Consider the following 20,858-nt stretch of genomic DNA (forward strand, 5'->3'; position numbering starts at 1 on the left):
CCCCTGACGCGCCCTCTAACGCGCCGCGTCCTCCGGCTCGGGCTCCTGCCCGCCCTCGTCGCGGCGGTTCCGCTTTTCGTTCCGCTTCCGGGTCAGCAGGTAGGTCGCCGTCGAGGCCAGGACGGCGGCAAGGGTCGCCGTGCCGGCGATGACGGCGGCGAGTTCGCCGAGGGAGACGCCCTCGGTGCCTTCGTCGTCCTCGTCCGGCGCCGTCTCGCTCGTCCGGTCGACGATCTCGTCGTAGCCCCTCGGCCCGTCGCAGAACTCGCGGTTGCCCGGGTCCATTTCGGGGACGACGGTCAGTTCGACGGACTCGGCCGGCTCCTCCTCGCCGCCGTCCTTGAGGTCGACGGGGTAGGTGCCCGGGGCGAGGTCGCAGGGGACCATGCCCGCGACCCTGGTGTACAACCGGCCGTTCTTGCCCTCCCGGAAGCGCTTCTCCTTGAGGGTCAGCTTCTTGACGAAGGCGGGTGACTCGACCGTGAGATAGCCCTCGTGGGCGTCCAGCGTGGTCTGGCCGGTGGTGACTGTGAAGACCACCTCGCGGCCACGCTGGGTGGGCCCGGCGGCGGCTATGGACGACTCGGAATCCGAGGAATTCGCGGAATCAGGAGAATCCGGGGGAAGCGCGGAACCCGGCGCGGCGGCCGTCAGGACGAGGGCCGCCGCGGCGAGGGGCGTGAGCGACGCCAGGGCTGTCCGGGCACGTTTCATGCGGGGAGGATATCCGTGACGTACGGTCGGAGAAGGGCTCAGGCCGCGGCCCCGGCCGCCCCGCCGCCCTCCTGCTCGGCCTCGACCTGCTGGTTCCACTCGCGCTTCGCGGCCTGCCAGCCGTCCTCGTCGTGACCCCGGCGCCAGTAGCCGGAGATCGACAGCCGCTCGCGCGGCACCTCGCGCTCCACGCGCAGATGGCGGCGCAGCTCCTTGACGAAGCCCGCCTCGCCGTGGACGAAGACATGGGCGTCCCCCGCCGGGAACGCGAGCGACCGCACGGCCTCGACCAGGGCCCGGCCGACCGGGGCGCCGTCGCGCGTCAGCCAGGTGACCTCGACGCCGTCCGGCAGCTCCAGCTTCTGCTTGTCGTCCTCGCCCGGGACCTCGATGAACGCGTGGACGACCGCGCCCTCCGGCATCCGCTCCAGGGAGGCGGCGATGGCGGGCAGCGCGCTCTCGTCACCGGCCAGCAGATGCCAGTCGGCGGCGGGGTCCGGGGCGTAGGCGCCGCCGGGGCCGAGCATACGGATCTCCGCGCCCGGCTCCGCCGTCGCGGCCCAGGGGCCGGCCAGGCCCTCGTCTCCGTGCACCACGAAGTCGATCACCAGCTCCCGTGCGGCCCGGTCGAAGGAGCGCACGGTGTACGTACGGGTCCGGGGCCACTGGTCGCGCGGCAGGTCCCGGCGGATGACCTCCATGTCGAAGGGCTCGGGGTAGGCCACGCCCTCGACGGGGAAGAGCAGCTTCACATAGTGGTCCGTGCACTCCCCGGCGCCGAACTCCGCGAGCTCCTCGCCACCCAGGACCACACGCACCATGTGCGGCGTCAGCCGCTCCGTGCGCAGCACGTGCGCGCGGGTGAGCCGAGGCGCTTTGCGGACGGGACGGTCTGCCATGGCTGTCTCCCCTGATCCCCAGATCGTGAAAAGTTAGGTCTGCCTAACCTAAGCCTGTCCAACCTAACAGTTCATCCGCCCAGAGTGCTCAGCAGCCGCTGCAACGAGCCGCCCAGCCCCCAGCGCTCCGCCAGCGCCTCCAGCACCTCGGGGTCCCGGGGCTCCCTCGGCAGCGCCGCGTCGAAGGAGGCCAGCGGCACGTCCCCGGCCACCCGGACCACCTTCGGCGCCACCGCCAGATACGGCCCCGCCTCGGCCAGCCGCTTGCGCTGCGCCGGGCTGATCTTCGCCGCCGGGTCCTCGACCGCCGCCAGGATCCCGGCCAGGTCGCCGAAGGAGGCCAGCAGCTTCGCCGCCGTCTTCTCGCCGATGCCCGGTACGCCCGGCAGCCCGTCGCTGGGGTCGCCGCGCAGCAGGGCCAGGTCCGCGTAGCCGGGGCCGTCCACCCCGTACTTCTCGCGGAGCGCGGCCTCGTCCACGGCCTGGAGCGAGCCCATGCCCTTGACCGGATACAGCACGCGCACGCCACGCGCGTCGTCGACGAGCTGGAAGAGGTCGCGGTCGCCGGTGACGATGTCCACCGGGCCCGCCGCGCGGCCCGCCAGCGTGCCGATCACGTCGTCGGCCTCGTAGCCGACGGCGCCGACACGGGCGATGCCGATCGCGTCCAGCACGCTCTCGATCACGGGCACCTGCGGGGAGAGCGTGTCGGGCGTCTCCTCCTCGTCCGGGCCGCCCTCGACCTCCTCCGCCACCCGGTGCGCCTTGTAGGTCGGGATGAGGTCGACGCGCCACTGCGGGCGCCAGTCGAAGTCCATGCAGGCGACCAGATCGTCGGGCTCATGGTCCTGGACCAGGCGGGCGATGAAGTCCAGCAGGCCGCGCACCGCGTTCACGGGCGTGCCGTCCGGGGCCTTCACCGACTCCGGCACCCCGAAATAGGCGCGGAAGTAGAGGGAGGCGGTGTCGAGGAGCATCAGGCGTCGCGTCACGGCTCGATCATGCCGCACCCCACTGACAGCCACCCCTTCACGCACCCTCACCCACCGCGCCCACGCGGTGACCGCACCCCGCCCGCGTGTGAACCGGATCACTGTTCCGTTTGCGCCGAATGCCCCTGGGCAGGCGCGACGCCGGAGTGGCTCCGCCCTGCCAGGGGGACGGGCGTGGCCGAGGTTCAACCCGAGAGGTTTATGTGTCCAGGCTGAAGGCCGAGCATCTGTACAAGGTGTTCGGCAGACGACCCGAAGCCGCCGTCCGGCGACTCGAAGACGGCGCGAGCCGCGACGAGCTGCGTGCGGACGGCACCACCGCGGCGGTGATCGACGCGTCGTTCGAGGTCGAGGCCGGCCAGATCTTCGTGGTGATGGGCCTCTCGGGCTCCGGCAAGTCCACCTTGCTGCGCATGCTCAACGGGCTCCTGGAGCCGACGTCCGGGAGCGTCCTCTACGACGGCCGGGACCTGACCGGGCTGTCCCCGGCCGAGCTGCGCGACGTGCGCTCGCACAACATCAGCATGGTCTTCCAGCACTTCGCCCTCTTCCCGCACCGCAGCGTGCTGGAGAACGCCGCCTACGGCCTGGAGGTGCGCGGAGTGCCGCGCGCCGAGCGGCTGGAGCGCGCCGCCGAGGCGCTGGAGCTGGCCGGGCTCAAGGGCTGGGAGTCGTCCTGGCCCGACGAGCTGTCCGGCGGTATGCAGCAGCGCGTCGGTCTCGCCCGCGCGCTCGCCACCGACGCCGACCTGCTGCTGATGGACGAGTCCTTCAGCGCGCTGGACCCGTTGATCCGCCGCGACATGCAGGACCAGCTGCTGGACCTCCAGAAGCGGCTCAAGAAGACGATCGTCTTCATCACCCACGACCTCAACGAGGCCATGCGCCTGGGCGACCGCATCGCCGTCATGCGCGACGGCCGCATCGTGCAGAACGGCACCGCCGAGGACATCCTCGTCCGGCCCGCCAACGACTACGTGGCCTCCTTCATCCAGGACGTGGACCGCTCCCGGGTGCTCACGGCCGGCTCGATCATGGCCGAGCAGGCGGCGGGCGCGGCGCCGGTCGCCGTGCCGGACGGCACCACGACCGTCAGCGCGGAGACGCCCGTGGCCGAGCTGTTCTCCCCGTTCTCCCGCAGCGATTCCCCCGTCGCCGTCACCGACGAGAGTGGCGAGGTGACCGGCGTCGTCACCCGCGACGGCCTGCTGGCGGCCCTGGCCGACCAGCCGGACGCCGAAGAGCAGGACGCCGACCAGCCGGAAGAAGTCCCCGCCCCCCTTGTCCCGGCATCCGAGCCGGAGGTGATCACCCATGCCTGAGATCAACCTCGGTGGCTGGGCGGAATCCGCCGTCGGCTGGCTCCAGTCCCACCTCTCCTGGCTCTTCGACGTCATCAGCACCGTCCTGAACGGCATGTACGACGGCGTCCACGCCGCCCTCGGCGCGCCCGGGGCGCTGCTGATGGCCGGCATCCTCGCCGTCGTCGCCTGGTGGCTGCGCGGCCTGCCCGCCGCGGTCCTTGCCTTCGCCGGGCTCGCGCTGATCGACTCCTTCGGGCTGTGGGACCGGGCGATGGCGACGCTGTCGCTCGTCCTGGTCGCCAGCCTCATCACGCTGCTGTTCGCCGTGCCGCTGGGCATCTGGGCAGCCCGGGACCGCCGGGTGAGCGGGGCGCTGCGGCCGGTCCTCGACCTGATGCAGACGATGCCCGCCTTCGTCTACCTGATCCCCGGCGTGATGTTCTTCTCGATCGGGCCCATCCCCGGCCTGATCGCCACCATCGTCTTCTCGATGCCGCCCGGTGTGCGCATGACCGAGCTCGGCATCCGTCAGGTCGACGGCGAACTCGTCGAGGCCGCGAGGGCCTTCGGTACGACCCCGCGCGACACCCTCGTCCGCGTCCAGCTTCCGCTGGCGCTGCCCACCATCATGGCGGGCGTCAACCAGGTGATCATGCTGGCGCTGTCCATGGTCGTCATCGCCGGCATGGCGGGCGCGGGCGGTCTGGGCGAGTCGGTCTACGCGGCCGTCACCCAGGTCGACATCGGCGGCGGTGTGGAGAGCGGCCTCGCGGTCGTCGTCCTCGCCATGTACCTGGACCGGATGACCGGTGCGCTGGGCCGGCGGGTCTCCCCGCTGGGCCGCCGCGCCGCCGCCAAGGCCGACGCCGCGGCGGGTACCGCCGTCGCCGCCAAGGTGCTGCGGTACCGGCCGGGCACGGCCGTCGCCGCGGTCGGCGTCGTCGTCCTCGCGCTCGTCGCGGGCGGGATGCGCCTGGCCGACGGCGGCGACCGGCAGAACGCCGCCGCGGGTGGGGACGTCGGCCAGGGCCGCGCGGTGAAGCTCGGCTACTTCCCCTGGGACGAGGCCGTCGCCACCACCTACCTCTGGCAGAACATCCTGGAGGATCGCGGCTACAAGCCCGAGGTCAAGCAGCTCGACCCCGGCCCGCTGTACACGGCGCTGGCCCAGGGCCAGATGGACGTCCAGTTCGACTCCTGGCTGCCCACCACCCACCAGCAGTACATGGACCGCTACCGCGACAAGCTCACCGACCTCGGCTCCTGGTACGGGCCGACGTCCCTGGAGCTGACCGTGCCCTCCTACGTCAAGGGCATCGACTCGCTCGCCGACCTCAAGGGCAAGTCCTCGATGTTCGGCGGGAAGATCGTCGGCATCGAGTCCAGCGCCGGCATGATGGGCAAGCTCAACGACAAGGTGCTCAAGGAGTACGGCCTGGACGGCGAGTACAAGGTCGTCTCGTCCTCCACCTCCACGATGCTCGCCGAGCTCGACCGGGCCCTGAAGAAGAAGGAGCCCATCGTCACCACGCTCTGGTCGCCGCACTGGGCGTACGGGAAGTACGACCTGAAGAAGCTCAAGGACCCCAAGGGCGCCTGGGGCAAGGGCGAGCAGATCCACGCCGTCGGCAAGAAGGACTTCGCCAAGGACTTCCCGAAGATCGCGGAGTGGGTGAAGAACTTCAAGATGTCCGAGAAGGACCTCTCCTCCCTGGAGGCGGAGATCCAGAACGGCGGCAAGGGCAAGGAGAAGGAGTCGGCCCGTCGCTGGCTCGACGCCCACCCGGGCCTCGTCGACAAGCTGGCGCCCGTCGGCGCCTGACGAAGCTCCTGTCCGTGCCTGACGCACGGGCGTACGGCGGGCGTACGGTGGGGCGGTGAGCCCGATGGGCGGCCGCCCCGCCGTACGCCGAGTCGTCTCCCTGGTCCCCTCGCTCACCGAGGCCGTGGCCGGGACCGAGCCCGGCCTGCTGGTGGGCGCCACCGACTGGTGCGACCACCCGGCCGGGCTCGACGTCGTCCGGATCGGCGGCACCAAGAACCCCGACGTGGCGCGGATCGCCGCCCTCGCGCCCGGCCTCGTCCTCGCCAACGAGGAGGAGAACCGCGCCCCGGACCTGGGCGCGCTGCGCGCCGCCGGGCTGGACGTGCTCGTCACGGAAGTCCGCACGCTGGAGCAGGCGTTCACCGAGCTGGAACGGGTCCTGGTGCGCGGCTGCCGGCTGCCCCGGCCCGGCTGGCTGGACGACGCCCGCGACGCCTGGCGGGAAGTGCGATCCGCGGGGCCGCTGATTCCGGCCGTCGTCCCCGTCTGGCGCCGCCCCTGGATGGTGCTGGGCCGGGACACCTTCGCCGGTGACGTCCTCGCCCGCCTCGGTGTCGCCAACGTCCACGCCGGGCACCCCGAGCGCTATCCGCGCGTCCCCCTCGCCGAGCTCAACGCCTGCGGCGCCGAGCTGGTCGTCCTGCCCGACGAGCCGTACCGCTTCGGCGCCGACGACGGCCCGGAGTGCTTCCCCGGGCTGCCGTCGGCGCTCGTCAGCGGCCGTCACCTCACGTGGTACGGGCCATCTCTCGCAGCGGCGCCACGGGTGCTGGGCGCGGCGCTGCGAGCAGCCGGCCGCTGACCAGCCCGGCGGCGGTACGGACCCCGGCGACCGCCCAGGCGGTCACCAGCAGCGCGTACAGCCCCACCGCCAGCCAGGTCAGGGCGGTCAGCCCGGTGCGGTGGGCCAGGGCGGCGGCGCCGGTGACGCAGGTGCCGATGGGGAAGGTGAAGGCCCACCACGTCATCGCGAAGCCCATGCCCCGGCGGGCGGCGCGGATCACCATGGCGGCGGCCAGCGCCAGCCAGAGCAGGGCGAAGCCGATGACGGGCATGCCGTAGAGGACGGCGAATCCGGCCATGGCCCGCGCGTACGGCTCGGCGACGACGCCCGGCGCGGCGCCCGCGACGGCGTTGACGGCCGTCGTGGACTGGCCCAGCGGGCCGAGGACCAGGAACAGGGTCGGCGTCAGCGCGAGCGGCAGCGGTCCGTGGTGGACGAGCCGGGAGAAGACCACCGGCAGGATCAGCAGCGTGGCCAGCAGGCTCATGCCGAACAGTCCGTAGCAGCCCAGCAGCAGCGCCTGCCGCCACTGGCCGGCGGGCAGGTGCGGCACGAGCGCGGGGCCGAGCGCGGCGGAGACCATGGGCGCCACGACCGGCAGCAGCCAGACGGGCGAGGCGTCGCCGGGGGCTATCTTGTGGCGGGTCACCATCAGGTACGGGATGGCGGCCGCCGCGCCCAGTCCGACGACGGTGCCGGCGGTCCACAGCACGGCGTCGACCGCGACGGCCGCGCTCTCGCCGATCACGCCCGCGCCCACGGAGAGCGTGCTGCCGCCGACGGCCAGCAGGGCCATCGCCAGACAGCCGTAGAAGGGGGCGACGGCGTGGTCGCCGAGATGCCGCCGGGCCTGGTCGGGGTGGTGGGCCCAGTGCAGGGCGCGGGCGGTGACCAGCGTGAGCAGCATCAGCGCCGCCAGCGCCCACACAGCCTCGCACGCCCCGCGCAGCCCCGGCACGCTCACCGGCAGGGCCGCTCCGGCGGAGGCGACGATCGCGGTGCCCATGACGGTGGCGTACCAGTTGGGGCCTAGGTGGCGGAGGGGGGTGTGGGTGCTCATGAGCCCACGATCGCGCGGACGCACCCCGCTCACCAGGACCTTTGTCCCTATGAGGGCATAAGCTGGAGTTATGAGCGGTGATTCCGGCCCCCTCCCCGTCCCCCTGGCCCACCGGGTCCCCGACCTCGGCGCCCTGGAGCTGCTGCTCGCCGTGGCCCGGCTGGGCAGCCTCGGCCGGGCGGCCCGGGAGCTGGGCATCACCCAGCCCGCCGCGAGCGGACGCGTACGGGCCATGGAACGCCTCCTCGGCGTCGCCCTGGTCGAGCGCTCCCCCCGCGGCTCGCGCCTCACGGACGCCGGGGTGCTCGTCACCGACTGGGCCCGCCGGGTCGTCGAGGCCGCCGAGGCCCTCGACGCGGGCGCCCAGGCGCTACGGGGACGGCGCGACTCGCGGCTGCGGGTCGCCGCCAGCATGACCATCGCGGAGTATCTGCTGCCGGGCTGGCTGATCGCGCTGCGCACGGGGCGGCCGGGCACGGCCGTCTCGCTGAGCACGGGGAACTCGGCGGCCGTGGCGGAACGCCTGCTCGCGGGGGAGGCGGACCTCGGCTTCGTCGAGGGCCTGGACGTACCGGCCGGCCTGACCGGCACCGTAGTGGGCCACGACCGCCTCGTCGTCGTCACCGCCCCCGGCCACCCCTGGGCCCGCCGCCGCACCCCCCTGGAGGCACCCGAACTGGCGGCCACCCCACTGATCCTCCGCGAACGCGGCTCGGGCACCCGCCAGGTCCTCGACGCGGCCCTGGCCACCCACGGCGGCCTGTCCGACCCCCTGCTCGAACTCGCCTCCACGACCGCCGCGAAGGCGGCCGCGGTCAGCGGCGCGGGCCCCTGCGTCCTGAGCGAGCTCGCGATCGGCGAGGAACTGGCGGCTCGCCGACTGGTCGAGATCCCGGTACGCGACCTCTCTCTGATCCGCGACCTCCGCGCGGTCTGGCCCACGGGCCACCGGCCGACGGGACCGGCACGGGATCTACTGGGGCTGACGCGGACTCAGGCATAGGCGAGCGAGTCGTACGGCCTGGCGGCCGCCTGGGCTAGACGGCGCGTGCGGTCACGATCAGAGTCCCGAGGTTCTCGGGGTCGGGGGCTTCCAGGACCCGGGCTTCGACGTCGAGGAACCCGTGGTGGAGCAGGATGCCTTTCCACATCTCCGTGCTGTACGCCCAGCGTTGTACTGGGAGGACCTTGCCGTTGAAGCCGTTGCCGTACATGCCCTGGGCGCCGTAGCAGCCATCGACGGCGGGGGCCTGTGAGAAGGCGAGGACCCCGTTCGGGTTGAGGCGTTCACGGATGACAGGCAGGAGCCGGCGCGGATCCGTGAACCAGAAGGCTCCCCAGATCGAGTAGACGGCGTCAAAGGTCTCTTCCGTCGCCTTGAGGTAATCGATGGCTTCCCGGAGCACGAAGCGGGCCTTGGGGACGTCACCCCATCGTTCGGCGGCGTACTTGACCTGGGTCGGGGAGATGTCCACGCCCGTGGTGTCGACCCCCTTGCGGGCCAGGTAGGCGACGGCGTCTCCGTACCCGCAGCCCAGTTCCAGAGCCCTGTCAGGCTGTTCCAGCAACTCTTCGGCGGGACCGTGATGGTCGTACTGGGTCCAGCCGAACCCCTTCTCGACGGACACCTCCACCGGCCCGACCTTCTCGACGGCTCCGGCCGCGTAGCGGTCCCAGTAACTCACAACGCTCATATGGCGACGTTCCTCGGCGGCTTGTTGGATGAGCATCCGTACCGTCAGGCTCCGACAGCCACACGCTACTCCGCATCCCACGTGATCCAAGGCTGCCCGACGGCATTGCCCCGAAAGAGGAACCGGCGGCGCCCTGGAGGGCACCGCCGGCATCAGCGGGTTCTACTAGTGGCAGCTTGTGCCCTGGGTGCACGGGGAGCAGTTCGCGGCGTCCCGTTCCCACAACGGCCAGTCCACCTCGAAGCCGTGTTGTTCGACGACGACGGCCGTCCTCATGACGGTGCCGTCCGCCTTGCGCTCGATCTCCGGGACATGGTGCAGGAAGGTGCCGTTGTTGTACTTGTCGCAGAAGGCGGCGTAGTTCGCCGTGTCCAGGATGAGTGCGTGGACGGCGGTGTCCACCAGCTCACCGCATCCGAGTTCGAGGCCCTGGCCCAGAGTCTCCATGGCGGTGATCAGATAGGCGACCGCCTGGCTGAGCAGTCGCCCGGCCATGACCGTGTCCATGAGGTTGTCCCGAACGAGGAGCCGAACCTCCCGGTTCCAGACGTCCTCGCCCAGCAGTTCCTTCGGATCGCGTACCGCTACCGCTGTACCCACAACGGCACCTCCAGCTCGAACGGATCGTGTGGAACCCTCCCCGTCCGACGGATGCGGCGTTGTCGGAGCCGACGACGAACGAGGGGGGCACCTCACAGGCTGGACCGGTTGACCGGTCCAGTCAAGTCAAATGCCCGGACCCATCGGGTAGTTGACAACTCGCTCCCATAGATCCGAGGGTGTCAGCCCCTCCTCGCACACCAGTGCGCGCCCCGTTTCGTCATAGGCGACGTGCAAGTCGATCACCACCGCCAGGGGCTGTCCCCGTTCGAACTGCTCGGATTCCTCCACCGTGGCGAGCCGGACCGTAGTGGTGTCGCTTCCCCGGGCCGGGCGGCGACCGGTTTCACGTGTCACGTAGGTCGTGGTGCCCTCGATGATCGGCCCTTTCTGCGCCAGGCGCGGGCAGCAATCAGCCACATCCAAGGGGAACCAGGCGTTCACCAGCGAAAGTGGCGCCCCATCGTCAAGAAGAACGAGGCGGTCCCGCCTGAGGGCCGACTCTTCGGGACGGAGACCAAGGGCGTCCCTGATCCTGCCAGGCGGCGTTTCCCGGGCAGGGGTTCCCAGCCTGCGGAAGGACCGACCGCCGGTCACCCGCATGGTGTCGGTGCGCCTTTCACCCGCCGGCCTGGCCAGGGGCGCATCAGCCACCCGAAAGCCCAGCCCCTGCCGCGACACGACCACACCATCGCCGCGCAGCACATCCAGGGCCTTGTTCACCGTGGCCCTGGAGACGCCCCACTGTTCACACAGATCCCGACCGGACGGCAGGAGGTCACCGGGCCTGAACTCACCCTCGGTGATACGCCTGCGCAGGGAGTCGGCGATCTGTTCGTACTTCAATGTGGACATTGCCCATCACTCCCCATCGCTGGACAGGTTGACCGGTCAAGGGACAGCATGCCCTCATGACTCCCGCGCCTGAAGTCGCCCCCGAGATCATCGCCTTCTACACCGAGGGATTCGACGAGGCGACAAGGCTGACCTCCTCCGCGGACGGCAAGCTGGAGCTGATCCGTACACAAGAGCTGCTGCGCCGCCACCTTCCGCCGGCGCCCGCAAGGGTCCTGGACGTAGGCGGCGGACCCGGGGCACACGCGCGGTGGCTGGTCGCTGACGGCTATGACGTGCATCTCATCGACCCCGTGCCTCGTCACGTCGAATCGGCGCAGCAAGCCGGGTGCACCGTGGAACTCGGCGACGCGCGAAAGCTCAGCGTGGCCGATGGCTCCTACGACGTCGTGACCCTTCTCGGGCCTCTCTACCACCTGCTCGATCAAAGGGACAGGCTCCAAGCCCTGGCGGAAGCCCGCCGTGTTCTGAGGCCAGGAGGCTTGCTGGCGGCTGCGGCGATCAGCCGCTACGCGAGCGTGTTCGAGCACACGGCGACCACCTGGCTCGATCGCGAACGTGTCCACGACGCGGTGAAGGACATCCTGTCCACCGGACGGCACGACCCAGGGCGAAAGGGCTTCACAGCCGCGTACTTCCACACAGCGGAAGGCCTGGCGAGCGAGGTGGGTCAGGCGGGTTTCGAAGGCGTGACGGTTTACGGCGTCGAAGGACCGGCCTGGTCACTGCTGAAGGCCGCCGAACAGCACACAGGTGATGACCTCACCGATACGCCGATGTTCCGCGCCGCACTGGCGGCGGCCCGTATGGCGGATCCCTACCCGGACCTCTTGGCGGCCGGCTCCCACATGCTGGCCATCGGACGGTCCTGAGAACGACGACGAGGCCCCCGCAACCGGCCTCGCGTACCGACTACGAGAGGCCGGATGGGCCGGACAGGGACGCCGCCCGTACCAGCGCCTCCGTCACCCGCAAGTCGTCCCGTACCTCCGGGTGCCACTGCACCCCCAGCGCGAAGCCCGCACGGCCCGTGTACTCCAGGGCCTCCACCGTGCCGTCCTCCGCGTAGGCCGTGGCGACGAGGCCGGCGCCCAGGCGGGCCACCGACTGGTGGTGGTGGGTGGCCACGTCCAGTGGGGCCCCGGCCAGGAGGGTGGCTGTCAGGGTGCCCGGGACGGGTTTGACCGGGTGGTCGGCGAAGGTGCCCGGCGCCGGGTTATGGCCGTCGTGGCCCACCTCGTCCGGGAGGTGTTGGCAGAGGGTGCCGCCCGCGTGGACGTTCATGAGTTGCATGCCGCGGCAGATGCCGAGGACCGGGACGCCCCGGTTCAGGGCGGCGTTCAGCAGGGCCAGCTCCCAGTGGTCGCGCTCGGGTACGGGGGTTCCCGAGCGGGGGTGGGGGCGGGCGGCGTAGAGGGTGGGGTCGAGGTCGTCGCCGCCCGCGAGGACGAGGGCGTCCAGGCGGGCCAGTACGGCGGGGGCGGTGGACGGGGCGTCCGGGGGCAGCATCACCGCGAGGCCGCCCGCCCGTTGGACGTGCGCCGGGTACGCGGCCGGGAGCAGCGCGGCCGGCAGGTCCCAGGCCGCTCCCCAGCGGGCCCGGGTGAGGTAGGTGGTGACGCCGATGAGCGGCATGCTCGTTCCTTCCGTTCCTCGTGCGGTCATTCTCGGGTCAGCTCCGCCTCCGCCGCGGCCAGGGCCGCGAACTCCTCCTCGGGCGCGTTCGCCACCAGCCGGTGCCGGCTGTAGAGGGCGAAGTAGCCGGCGGCGACCGCGTAGACGGCCAGGGCGATGAGCGCGGCCGTGACGTCGACCAGGAAGGTCGCCACCAGCGCCGCGCAGGCCAGGACGAAGGCCGTGGTCGAGGTGGCCACGCCGCCCGGGGTGCGGTAGGGGCGGGGCAGGCCCGGTTCGCGGCGGCGCAGGACGATGTGGGAGAGGGACATCAGCGCGTAGGAGATGGTGGCGCCGAAGACGGCCACGTTGAGCATCCGCGCCCCGTCGCCCGTGGCCGCGGCCAGGGTGAAGCCGATCGTGCCCGGCACGAGCAGCCCCAGCCAGGGGGCCTTGCGGCGGCTGGTGAGGGAGAGGACACGGGGGAGGTAGCCGGCGCGGGAGAGGGCGAAGAGCTGGCGGGAGCCGGCGTAGATGAGGGAGAAGAAGGACGCGATCAGGCCCGCCAGGCCGGCGTAGTTGACGATCCTGGCGAGGACGCGGCCCTTGCCGTCGGCGTCCAGGGCGGTGACCAGGGGGTTGCCGGCCTCCTGGAGGGCGTTCGCGCCGCCCGCGCCCGTGGCGGCCAGGAAGGTCAGCAGGGCCAGGAGCAGCAGGATGCCCATGGACGTGGCCATGGCCCTCGGCAGAGTACGGGCGGGGTCGCGGGTCTCCTCGGCGGCCAGCGGCACGCCCTCGACGCCGAGGAAGAACCACATCCCGAACGGGAACGCCGCCCAGATGCCCAGCAGGCCGAACGGCAGCCAGGAGGACGAGCCGAAGGCGTGCGGGTCGGCCGGGATGTCGTTGAGGCGGGTGGTGTCGAAGTCCGTGAAGGCTCCCACCGCGAAGACGAGCAGGGCCGCCACCGCCACGCCCGTCACCAGGAAGCTGAAGCGCAGGGCCTCGCCCACGCCCCACAGGTGGATGCCTATGAAGACGACGAAGCAGGACAGATATACCGGCCAGCTCGACGTGAGGTCGAACAGATGCAGGGATTCCACGTAGTCGCCGATGAAGATGGAGATGGCGGCGGGGGCCAGGACGTACTCGATGAGGATGGCCGTCCCCGTGAGGAACCCGCCCCAGGGACCCAGGGCACGGCGCGCGAAGCCGTAGCCGCCGCCCGCCGTGGGGAGGATCGCGGCGAGCTCGGCGAGGGCGAAGACCATGCATGTGTACATCAGGCCCATCAGCGCGGCGGCGACGGCCAGCCCGCCGAAGCCGCCGTGCGCGAGGCCGAAGTTCCAGCCCGAGTAGTCGCCGGAGACGACATAGGCCACGCCCAGGCCGGTGAGGAGCAGCGGACCCGCGCTGCCCCGGCGCAGGGAGCGCTTCTCCAGATAGCCGGAGGAACCGGAGGGACCGGAGGAGCCGGAGGAAACCGTGCGTTCGGCCATGAGCGCTCCTGACGACAGGGTGCCGGGCAAAGGTTTTGCGCCATACCTTTGTGGTCCCGGTGGGCGCCGCGCAACCCCCGTGCGTTAAACCGTGGTTACGGAGCCGGGGCTTCTCACGCCAGGAAGCCCCGCAGCAGCGCCGCCGTGCCGTGGCAGTGCTCCCGCATCACCTCGCGCGCCCCGTCCGCGTCCCCGTCCAGCATCGCCTCCACCAGCGCGGTGTGCTGCCGCTGGGAGTGCTCCAGATTGCGCACCAGCAGCGGGATGCAGTCCAGCAGGTCGTTGACCGTGGCCCGCACGGCAGCGTACTGGGCGGCGAGCGTGGGGGACCCGGACAGTTCGGCCACCGTCAGGTGGAACAGGGTGTCCCGGCGGCGGTAGTCGGCCAGCGGCGCGTCGTGCGTCGCGGCCAGCGCGGCGCGCAGCCGGGCGGCCCCCTCGCCGGTCGTCCCGTGCGCGGCGCACAGCCCCGCCGCCCCCACCTCCAGCACCTCGCGGAAGCGCAGCGCGTCCTCGACGTCCACCCCCGCCAGCCTGCGGCGCAGCTCGTCCTCGCCGGCCGTCGCCGGGCGGGGCAGCACGAACGTACCGCCGTAGCGGCCGCGCCGGCTCTCCACCAGGCCCTGGTCCTGGAGGACCTTCAGCACCTCGCGCAGCGTCACCCGGCTGACCCGCAGCCGCTCGGCCAACTCCCGTTCGGCCGGAAGCCGGTCGCCCTCCGCCACCAGGCCCAGCCGGATGACCTGGAGTATCTGCTCCAGCGTCTCCTCGAAGCCGTTGCCCGCGCGGACCGGGCGCAGTACCGGCGACAGCCGGTCCGTCACGCTCCCGCTCATCTTCATCGGCCCGTTCGTCGTTCCGTTCATCGGCCCCCCTTCCCAATCAATGGTCTACCGCCCTACCTTAAGACCCCCGGACGCACCGACAGGAGGCACACCGTGGCTGACCGCACGCCCCCGCTCACGGTCGACGAGCTGCGCCGGCTCGTGGATTCCGGGGAGATCGACACCGTCGTCCTCGCCTTCACGGACATGCAAGGACGGCTCCAGGGAAAGCGGTTCGCCGCCCGGTTCTTCCTCGACGAGGTCCTCGAGCACGGTACGGAGGGCTGCAACTACCTCCTCGCCGTGGACGTCGACCTCAACACCGTCGGCGGCTACGCCATGTCGTCCTGGGAGCGCGGCTACGGCGACTTCGCCATGCGCCCCGACCTCGCCACCCTGCGCCGCACCCCCTGGAACGACGGCACCGCCCTCGTCACCGCCGACCTCGCCTGGCACGACGGCTCACCCGTCCTCGCCTCCCCGCGCCAGATCCTGCGCCGCCAGCTGGACCGGCTCGCCGAGCACGGCTGGAGCGCCCATGTGGGCACGGAGCTGGAGTTCATCGTCTTCAAGGACAGCTACGAGGGCGCCTGGAACCGCGGCTACCGCGACATGACCCCCGCCAACCAGTACAACGCCGACTACTCCGTCCTCGGCACCGGCCGCGTCGAGCCCCTGCTGCGCCGGATCCGCAACGAGATGGGCGCGGCCGGCATGACCGTGGAGTCCGCCAAGGGGGAGTGCAACCTCGGCCAGCACGAGATCACCTTCCGCTACGACGAGGCGCTCACCACCTGCGACCAGCACGCGGTCTACAAGACCGGCGCCAAGGAGATCGCCGCCCAGGAGGGCATGGCACTCACCTTCATGGCCAAGTACGACGAGCGCGAGGGCAATTCCTGTCACATCCACCTCTCGCTGCGCGACGAGGCCGGGCGCCCCGTCTTCGCCGGCGACAACGGCAACAGCGGCCCGTACGGCATGTCGCGGACCATGCGGCACTTCCTCGCCGGACAGCTCGCCGCCCTGCGGGAGTTCACGCTCCTCTACGCGCCGAACATCAACTCCTACAAGCGCTTCCGCCCCGGCTCCTTCGCCCCCACCGCCGTCGCCTGGGGCCCCGACAACCGCACCTGCGCCCTGCGGATCGTCGGCCACGGCCACTCCCTCCGCTTCGAGAACCGGCTGCCCGGCGGCGACGTCAACCCCTATCTGGCCGTCGCCGGCATGATCGCCGCCGGGCTGTACGGGATGGAGCACGAGCTGGAGCCGCCGGAGGTCTGTACGGGCAACGCCTACCGGGGCGACGCCGCGCACGTCCCCGCGACCCTGCGGGAGGCGGCCGCCCTGTGGGAGACGAGCCCCATGGCCCGCGCCGCGTTCGGCGACGAGGTCGTGTCGCACTACCTGAACATGGCGCGCGTCGAGCAGGAGGCCTACGACACGGCCGTGACGGACTGGGAGCGGTACCGCTCCTTCGAGCGGATGTGAGGACCCGCACCCATGCAGGAGACCCACGACATCGTCAACCCGGCGACCGAGGAACTGGTCGCCACCGTCCCGGCGGCCACGCCCGAGGACGTGGACGCGGCCGTACGGCGCGCCGCCGGCGCCCAGCACCGCTGGGCCGCCCTCGCCCCCGGCGACCGGGCCCGGCAGCTGCGCCGCTTCGCCGACGCGGTCGACGCACACCTGGAGGAGCTCGCCCAGCTGGAGGTCCGCGAGGCGGGCCACCCCGTCGGGAACGCCCGCTGGGAGGCCGGGAACGTCCGCGACCTGCTGGAGTACGCCGCCGGGGGAGTGGAACGGCTGACCGGCGCCCAGATCCCCGTACCCGGCGGGCTCGACGTCACCTTCCACGAACCGCTCGGCGTCGTCGCCGTCATCGCCCCGTGGAACTTCCCGATGCCCATCGCCGCCTGGGGCCTGGCCCCCGCGCTGGCCGCCGGGAACGCCGTCGTCCTCAAGCCCGCCGAGACCACCCCGCTCACCGCGCTCCGCCTCGCCGCCCTCGCCCTGGAAGCGGGGCTCCCGGAAGGGCTGTTCCAGGTGCTCCCCGGCGCGGGCCCGGTCGCCGGGGACGCGCTCGTCCGCCACCCCGGCGTCGCCAAGGTCGTCTTCACCGGCTCCACCGCCGTCGGCAGGAGCATCATGGCCACCTGCGCGGAGCAGGTGAAACGGGTGACACTCGAACTCGGCGGCAAGAGCCCCAACATCGTCTTCGCCGACGCCGACATCGAGCGCGCCGCGGCCGCCGCCCCCGACTCCTTTCTCGACAACACCGGCCAGGACTGCTGCGCCCGCAGCCGCGTCCTCGTCCAGCGGTCCGTCCACGACCGCTTCCTGGAGCTGCTGGAACCGGCCGTGAAGTCCTTCACCGTCGGCGACCCCACCGACCCCGCGACGCGGATGGGCCCGCTGATCTCCGCCACGCACCGCGAGCGCGTACGGTCGTACGTCCCCGAGAGCGCCCCGGCCCTCATCCGCGGCGAGGTGCCCTCCGGCAAGGGCTACTGGTACCCCGCGACCGTGCTCGAAGCGGCCCCCGGCGACCGGGTGGCCGTGGAGGAGGTCTTCGGGCCCGTCGCCGTCGTCATCCCCTTCGAGGACGAGGCCGAGGCGGTACGGCTCGCCAACGCCACCGACTACGGGCTGTCCGGCTCGGTGTGGACCCGGGACGTCTCCCGCGCCCTGCGGGTCTCCCGGGCCGTCGCCGCCGGCAACCTCTCCGTCAACTCCCACAGCAGCGTTCGCTACTGGACCCCCTTCGGCGGCTTCAAGCGGTCCGGTCTCGGCCGGGAGCTGGGCCCCGGCGCGCTCGCCGCCTTCACCGAGACCAAGAACGTGTTCGTCGCCATCGATCCCCTGGAGGAGAGCAAGTGACCGACCAGCAAGCTGTCTGCCGCCGCCTCGTCGGCCGCACGGCCGTCGTCACCGGAGCCGGCAGCGGCATCGGCCTGGCCAGCGCCCGGCGGCTCGCCTCCGAAGGCGCCCACGTCGTCTGCGCCGACATCGACGAGAACGCCGGCAAGGCCGCGGCCGACGCGGTCGGCGGGCTCTTCGTCCGTACTGACGTGACCGATTCCGTCCAGGTCGAGGCGCTGTTCCAGGCCGCCCACGACACCTACGGGTCTGTCGACATCGCCTTCAACAACGCCGGGATCTCCCCGCCCGAGGACGACTCCATCCTCACCACCGGCCTCGACGCCTGGAGGCGGGTCCAGGAGGTCAACCTCACCTCCGTCTACCTCTGCTGCAAGGCCGCACTGCCCCATATGCGGCGGCAGGGCCGGGGCTCCATCATCAACACCGCCTCCTTCGTCGCCGTGATGGGCGCCGCCACCTCGCAGATCAGCTACACCGCCTCCAAGGGCGGCGTGCTGGCGATGTCCCGCGAGCTCGGGGTGCAGTTCGCCCGCGAGGGCATCCGCGTCAACGCGCTGTGCCCGGGGCCGGTGAACACCCCGCTGCTCAAGGAGCTGTTCGCCAAGGACCCGGAGCGCGCGGCCCGCCGGCTGGTGCACGTGCCGGTGGGGCGGTTCGCCGAACCGGAGGAGATCGCGGCCGCCGTCGCCTTCCTGGCCAGCGACGACTCGTCCTTCGTGAACGCCGCCGAGTTCCTCGTGGACGGAGGCATCGCGGGGGCCTATGTGACCCCGCTGTAGGGTCCATGATCAAAAGCTGGGACCGGTCGGCGGTGCCTTCGTCGTTCGGTCCTGGTTTCTGTCCCCGTCCGTCACACGCACCAAAGAGAGCACATGCGCACCACGTCCGCCATTGTCGTCGGCCTTGCCACCGCCGCCGCCCTCGCCGCCGCGCCCCTCCCCGCCGGCGCGGCCACCGCCCACGACCGCGCTCCCCGCGCGAACTGTCCCCAGCTCGACCCCAAGCTCCCCTGGTTCGGCGACAACCGCGCCAAGCTCCAGAAGATGATCGACGAGCGCGGCACCTGCTCCGGCAACCGCGGCCCCCGCCCGGTCGCCGCCTTCGACTGGGACAACACCGTCGTCAAGAACGACATCACGGACGCGACCCTCGCCTGGGCCCTGAAGCACGACAAGATCCTGCGGCCCAAGCACTGGACGGACACCAACGCCTTCCTGACCCCCGCCGCGGACAAGGCCCTCACCAAGGCCTGCGGCACCGCCGTCCCCGCCGGCCGCCCGCTGCCCACCTCGAAGAACACCGCCTGCGCCGACGAGATCTTCGAGATCCGCGAGAAGTCGCAGACGATGGCCGGTGAGCCCGCCTTCGCCGGCGACTGGAACCACCGCCGCACGGTCCCCGGCTACGCCTGGATCCCGCAGCTATTCGCCGGCCACACCCCGGCCGCGCTCACCTCCTTCGCCCGGCAGGCCCGCGCCGAGCAGCTCGCCGCGCCCGTCGGCGCGACGCAGAAGGTCGGCACCCACACCCTCGCCGGGTACGTGCGCTACTACGACCAGCAGAAGGACCTCATCCGTACGCTCAAGGCGGCGGGTTTCGACGTCTACATCGTCTCCGCCTCCTCCGAGCCGATCGCCGAGGCGTGGTCGAGCGGTGTGGGCCTCGACGCGAAGCACACCGTCGGCATTCGCAACGTCACCAAGCACGGCCGTCTCACTACTGCCATTAAGGGCTGCGGTGGCGTGGAGACCGGGCGCGGTGACGCCCTGCCGTACATGGACGGCAAGCGCTGCATGATCAACCAGGAGATCTTCAAGATCAAGGGCGCCGCCGCCTGGAAGCAGCAGGACCCGGCCCACCGCATCGCCCTCGGCGCGGGCGACGCCGACACCGATGTGACGTTCGTGAACGACGCGACCGGCGCGCACGTCGCCATCAACCGCAACAAGTCCGAGCTGATGTGCCGCGCGTTCGACGACGCCGACGGCCGCTGGGTCGCCAACCCGATGTTCATCGACCCGATGCCGCGCAAGTCCGGTACGTACCCGTGCTCGACCACGGGCGCCACGGCCGCCGACGGCTCCAAGACGCCGGTGCGGCGGGCTGACGGCAGTGTGATCCCGGACCAGGTGGACAAGGCGTTCTGACGGGTTGTCCGCCGGGCTCCGGCGGATTGAAGGAACGATTGCTCGGGCAGGTTCCGTCGGCAGGGTGGCCCTGCCTTACGGAGGTGTCCGGATATGCCCGAGACGATGCTCGCCGGACGGCTCGACCTGCGGTCGGGCCGTTTCGCCGTCGAGGAGGTCCCCGTCCCCGAGCCCGGTCCCGGCCAGGTCCGGATCAGGGTGCGGGCGGCGGGCATCTGCCTGTCCGACGTCCACCTCGTCGACGGCGAGCTCAAACCCGCGTTCGCCCGCACCGGGAAGGTCACCCTCGGCCATGAGACCGCCGGGGTCATCGACACCCTCGGGCCGGACGTCCCCGCGCCCTGGGCCGAGGGACAGCGCGTCCTGCTCCAGGCGGGGGAGCGCTGTGGGGAGTGCGCCGGGTGCGTCCGCTACGAGCCGTGCCGGGCCGTCCGTACGCGCGGCGTCGACTACGACGGCGGGTGGGCCGAGTACGCCCTCGCCAACCATCACACGCTCGTCCCGGTCCCCGACGGACTTGCTTTCGAGCAGGCCGCCATCATCCCGGATGCCGTCTCCACCCCCTGGGCCGCCGTCACCACCACCGGGCGCGTGCGTCCCGCCCGCCCCGCCGGGGTCTGGGGCGTCGGCGGGCTCGGCGCGCACGCGGTGCAGCTGCTTCGGCTGGCCGGGGCGGCGCCGGTCGTCGCCGTCGACCCGCTGGAGAGTGCCCGGCGGCGGGCCCTGGACTTCGGCGCCGACCTCGCCCTGGACGCCGGCGCGCCGGACGTCCGCGAGCGGATCCTGGAGGCCACCGGAGGGCTGGGGCTCGACCTCGCCCTCGACACGGCGGGCGTGCCGGCCGTCCGCGATCAGGCCGTGCGCTGTCTGGGGCGGGGTGGGCGGCTTGTGCTCGTCGGCATTGCTCCCGGTCCGCTGACTTTGAGCGACAGTGCCGCCCTCATCTTTCGTGAGCAGCAGGTCCTCGGGCACTACGGGTCGGCGCCCGCGCACGTCGACGAGCTCGTCGCGCTCGCCCGCCTGGGGCGGCTGGACCTCGGACGGTCCATCAGCGGCACCCTGCCCCTGGCGGAGGCGGAGGCCGGCATCGAACGGCTGCGGAAGAAGGACGGGGACCCGATCCGGCTGATCCTGCTGCCGTAGGCGGGGTGGGTGGTGGGG

20 protein-coding genes are annotated in these 20,858 nt (G+C 71.8%); 10 read left to right on the forward strand and 10 right to left on the reverse strand.

The window, feature by feature from the left end:
* Nucleotides 1-15: 15 nt before the first annotated feature.
* From RM609_RS19920 to RM609_RS19930, 3 genes are all read right to left on the reverse strand, one after another.
* Entirely contained in the window at nt 16-714 is a 699-nt protein-coding gene (locus RM609_RS19920) for a hypothetical protein (RefSeq protein WP_311612677.1), read from the reverse strand.
* 38 nt (nt 715-752) lie between these two features.
* The gene (locus RM609_RS19925) at nt 753-1,613 is read right to left on the reverse strand and encodes a siderophore-interacting protein (RefSeq protein WP_311612678.1); all 861 of its coding nucleotides are present in this window, start codon (nt 1,611-1,613) and stop codon (nt 753-755) included.
* 71 nt (nt 1,614-1,684) lie between these two features.
* Nucleotides 1,685-2,590 carry a 5'-3' exonuclease gene (locus tag RM609_RS19930; RefSeq protein WP_311612728.1) on the reverse strand — a complete coding sequence of 302 codons (906 nt, stop codon included), beginning with the start codon at nt 2,588-2,590 and terminating at the stop codon, nt 1,685-1,687.
* Nucleotides 2,591-2,808: 218 nt separating this feature from the next.
* On the opposite strand from RM609_RS19930, the gene RM609_RS19935 reads away from it, so the two are divergent.
* The 3 genes from RM609_RS19935 to RM609_RS19945 all read left to right on the forward strand — a co-directional run bounded on the left by RM609_RS19935 (nt 2,809) and on the right by RM609_RS19945 (nt 6,536).
* The gene (locus RM609_RS19935; RefSeq protein ID WP_311612679.1) at nt 2,809-3,927 is read left to right on the forward strand and encodes a quaternary amine ABC transporter ATP-binding protein; all 1,119 of its coding nucleotides are present in this window, start codon (nt 2,809-2,811) and stop codon (nt 3,925-3,927) included.
* Nucleotides 3,920-5,731, forward strand: coding sequence for an ABC transporter permease/substrate binding protein (locus tag RM609_RS19940; RefSeq protein WP_311612681.1), 1,812 nt, complete (start codon nt 3,920-3,922; stop codon nt 5,729-5,731). The genes RM609_RS19935 and RM609_RS19940 overlap by 8 nt, the downstream gene beginning before the upstream one ends.
* A gap of 64 nt (nt 5,732-5,795) precedes the next feature.
* A complete protein-coding gene (locus tag RM609_RS19945; protein ID WP_311612730.1) occupies nt 5,796-6,536 on the forward strand; it encodes a helical backbone metal receptor in 741 nt (246 codons plus the stop codon).
* Here RM609_RS19945 and RM609_RS19950 read toward each other — a convergent pair.
* Nucleotides 6,463-7,578 (reverse strand): TDT family transporter, encoded by a 1,116-nt coding sequence (locus RM609_RS19950; protein ID WP_311612683.1) that lies wholly within the window; start codon nt 7,576-7,578, stop codon nt 6,463-6,465. The genes RM609_RS19945 and RM609_RS19950 overlap by 74 nt on opposite strands.
* A 70-nt stretch (nt 7,579-7,648) precedes the next feature.
* Here RM609_RS19950 and RM609_RS19955 point away from each other — a divergent pair, with 70 nt between their 5' ends.
* On the forward strand, nt 7,649-8,581 hold the full coding sequence (locus RM609_RS19955) for a LysR family transcriptional regulator (RefSeq protein ID WP_311612685.1): 933 nt from the start codon (nt 7,649-7,651) through the stop codon (nt 8,579-8,581).
* A 34-nt stretch (nt 8,582-8,615) separates the two neighbouring features.
* On the opposite strand, the gene RM609_RS19960 is transcribed toward RM609_RS19955, so the two are convergent.
* The 3 genes from RM609_RS19960 to RM609_RS19970 all read right to left on the reverse strand — a co-directional run bounded on the left by RM609_RS19960 (nt 8,616) and on the right by RM609_RS19970 (nt 10,727).
* Nucleotides 8,616-9,272: a class I SAM-dependent methyltransferase gene (locus tag RM609_RS19960; RefSeq protein WP_311612686.1), complete on the reverse strand. Its 657-nt coding sequence runs from the start codon at nt 9,270-9,272 to the stop codon at nt 8,616-8,618.
* Nucleotides 9,273-9,437: 165 nt separating this feature from the next.
* Complete coding sequence (locus tag RM609_RS19965; protein WP_311612687.1) at nt 9,438-9,872, reverse strand: glycine-rich domain-containing protein; 435 nt, start codon at nt 9,870-9,872, stop codon at nt 9,438-9,440.
* Nucleotides 9,873-9,998: 126 nt separating this feature from the next.
* The gene (locus RM609_RS19970) at nt 9,999-10,727 is read right to left on the reverse strand and encodes a GntR family transcriptional regulator (RefSeq protein WP_311612689.1); all 729 of its coding nucleotides are present in this window, start codon (nt 10,725-10,727) and stop codon (nt 9,999-10,001) included.
* A gap of 56 nt (nt 10,728-10,783) precedes the next feature.
* On the opposite strand from RM609_RS19970, the gene RM609_RS19975 reads away from it, so the two are divergent.
* Nucleotides 10,784-11,599 (forward strand): class I SAM-dependent methyltransferase, encoded by an 816-nt coding sequence (locus tag RM609_RS19975; protein ID WP_311612691.1) that lies wholly within the window; start codon nt 10,784-10,786, stop codon nt 11,597-11,599.
* A gap of 40 nt (nt 11,600-11,639) precedes the next feature.
* Here RM609_RS19975 and RM609_RS19980 read toward each other — a convergent pair whose 3' ends face one another.
* The 3 genes from RM609_RS19980 to RM609_RS19990 form a co-directional block, all read right to left on the reverse strand.
* Nucleotides 11,640-12,362, reverse strand: coding sequence for a gamma-glutamyl-gamma-aminobutyrate hydrolase family protein (locus RM609_RS19980; protein WP_311612692.1), 723 nt, complete (start codon nt 12,360-12,362; stop codon nt 11,640-11,642).
* 26 nt (nt 12,363-12,388) lie between these two features.
* Nucleotides 12,389-13,840, reverse strand: coding sequence for an ethanolamine permease (gene eat / locus RM609_RS19985; protein WP_311612694.1), 1,452 nt, complete (start codon nt 13,838-13,840; stop codon nt 12,389-12,391).
* Between the two features lie 113 nt (nt 13,841-13,953).
* On the reverse strand, nt 13,954-14,706 hold the full coding sequence (locus tag RM609_RS19990) for a FadR/GntR family transcriptional regulator (protein WP_311612696.1): 753 nt from the start codon (nt 14,704-14,706) through the stop codon (nt 13,954-13,956).
* 72 nt (nt 14,707-14,778) lie between these two features.
* On the opposite strand from RM609_RS19990, the gene RM609_RS19995 reads away from it, so the two are divergent.
* The 5 genes from RM609_RS19995 to RM609_RS20015 all read left to right on the forward strand — a co-directional run bounded on the left by RM609_RS19995 (nt 14,779) and on the right by RM609_RS20015 (nt 20,840).
* The gene (locus RM609_RS19995) at nt 14,779-16,155 is read left to right on the forward strand and encodes a glutamine synthetase family protein (protein WP_311612698.1); all 1,377 of its coding nucleotides are present in this window, start codon (nt 14,779-14,781) and stop codon (nt 16,153-16,155) included.
* 12 nt (nt 16,156-16,167) lie between these two features.
* On the forward strand, nt 16,168-17,547 hold the full coding sequence (locus RM609_RS20000) for an aldehyde dehydrogenase family protein (RefSeq protein WP_311612701.1): 1,380 nt from the start codon (nt 16,168-16,170) through the stop codon (nt 17,545-17,547).
* Nucleotides 17,544-18,329, forward strand: a complete 786-nt coding sequence (locus RM609_RS20005) for a 3-oxoacyl-ACP reductase (RefSeq protein ID WP_311612703.1) — start codon at nt 17,544-17,546, stop codon at nt 18,327-18,329. Before RM609_RS20000 ends, RM609_RS20005 begins: the two co-directional genes overlap by 4 nt.
* A 93-nt stretch (nt 18,330-18,422) precedes the next feature.
* Entirely contained in the window at nt 18,423-19,697 is a 1,275-nt protein-coding gene (locus RM609_RS20010; RefSeq protein WP_311612704.1) for an HAD family hydrolase, read from the forward strand.
* A gap of 93 nt (nt 19,698-19,790) precedes the next feature.
* Nucleotides 19,791-20,840, forward strand: coding sequence for a zinc-binding dehydrogenase (locus RM609_RS20015; RefSeq protein WP_311612705.1), 1,050 nt, complete (start codon nt 19,791-19,793; stop codon nt 20,838-20,840).
* Nucleotides 20,841-20,858: the final 18 nt, after the last annotated feature.

This window comes from Streptomyces hesseae (assembly GCF_031845785.1).
GTDB classification, from domain to species: Bacteria; Actinomycetota; Actinomycetes; order Streptomycetales; family Streptomycetaceae; genus Streptomyces; species Streptomyces hesseae.

What these genes read in the sequence shown, in the direction of transcription:
- RM609_RS19920 (WP_311612677.1), bottom strand. Translation starts at nt 714, where the DNA reads ATGAAACGTGCCCGGACAGCCCTGGCGTCGCTCACGCCCCTCGCCGCG.
- RM609_RS19925 (WP_311612678.1), bottom strand. Translation starts at nt 1,613, where the DNA reads ATGGCAGACCGTCCCGTCCGCAAAGCGCCTCGGCTCACCCGCGCGCAC.
- RM609_RS19930 (WP_311612728.1), bottom strand. Translation starts at nt 2,590, where the DNA reads ATGCTCCTCGACACCGCCTCCCTCTACTTCCGCGCCTATTTCGGGGTG.
- RM609_RS19940 (WP_311612681.1), top strand. Translation starts at nt 3,920, where the DNA reads ATGCCTGAGATCAACCTCGGTGGCTGGGCGGAATCCGCCGTCGGCTGG.
- RM609_RS19945 (WP_311612730.1), top strand. Translation starts at nt 5,796, where the DNA reads ATGGGCGGCCGCCCCGCCGTACGCCGAGTCGTCTCCCTGGTCCCCTCG.
- RM609_RS19950 (WP_311612683.1), bottom strand. Translation starts at nt 7,578, where the DNA reads ATGAGCACCCACACCCCCCTCCGCCACCTAGGCCCCAACTGGTACGCC.
- RM609_RS19955 (WP_311612685.1), top strand. Translation starts at nt 7,649, where the DNA reads ATGAGCGGTGATTCCGGCCCCCTCCCCGTCCCCCTGGCCCACCGGGTC.
- RM609_RS19960 (WP_311612686.1), bottom strand. Translation starts at nt 9,272, where the DNA reads ATGAGCGTTGTGAGTTACTGGGACCGCTACGCGGCCGGAGCCGTCGAG.
- RM609_RS19970 (WP_311612689.1), bottom strand. Translation starts at nt 10,727, where the DNA reads ATGTCCACATTGAAGTACGAACAGATCGCCGACTCCCTGCGCAGGCGT.
- RM609_RS19975 (WP_311612691.1), top strand. Translation starts at nt 10,784, where the DNA reads ATGACTCCCGCGCCTGAAGTCGCCCCCGAGATCATCGCCTTCTACACC.
- RM609_RS19980 (WP_311612692.1), bottom strand. Translation starts at nt 12,362, where the DNA reads ATGCCGCTCATCGGCGTCACCACCTACCTCACCCGGGCCCGCTGGGGA.
- eat (WP_311612694.1), bottom strand. Translation starts at nt 13,840, where the DNA reads ATGGCCGAACGCACGGTTTCCTCCGGCTCCTCCGGTCCCTCCGGTTCC.
- RM609_RS19990 (WP_311612696.1), bottom strand. Translation starts at nt 14,706, where the DNA reads ATGAACGGAACGACGAACGGGCCGATGAAGATGAGCGGGAGCGTGACG.
- RM609_RS20000 (WP_311612701.1), top strand. Translation starts at nt 16,168, where the DNA reads ATGCAGGAGACCCACGACATCGTCAACCCGGCGACCGAGGAACTGGTC.
- RM609_RS20010 (WP_311612704.1), top strand. Translation starts at nt 18,423, where the DNA reads ATGCGCACCACGTCCGCCATTGTCGTCGGCCTTGCCACCGCCGCCGCC.
- RM609_RS20015 (WP_311612705.1), top strand. Translation starts at nt 19,791, where the DNA reads ATGCCCGAGACGATGCTCGCCGGACGGCTCGACCTGCGGTCGGGCCGT.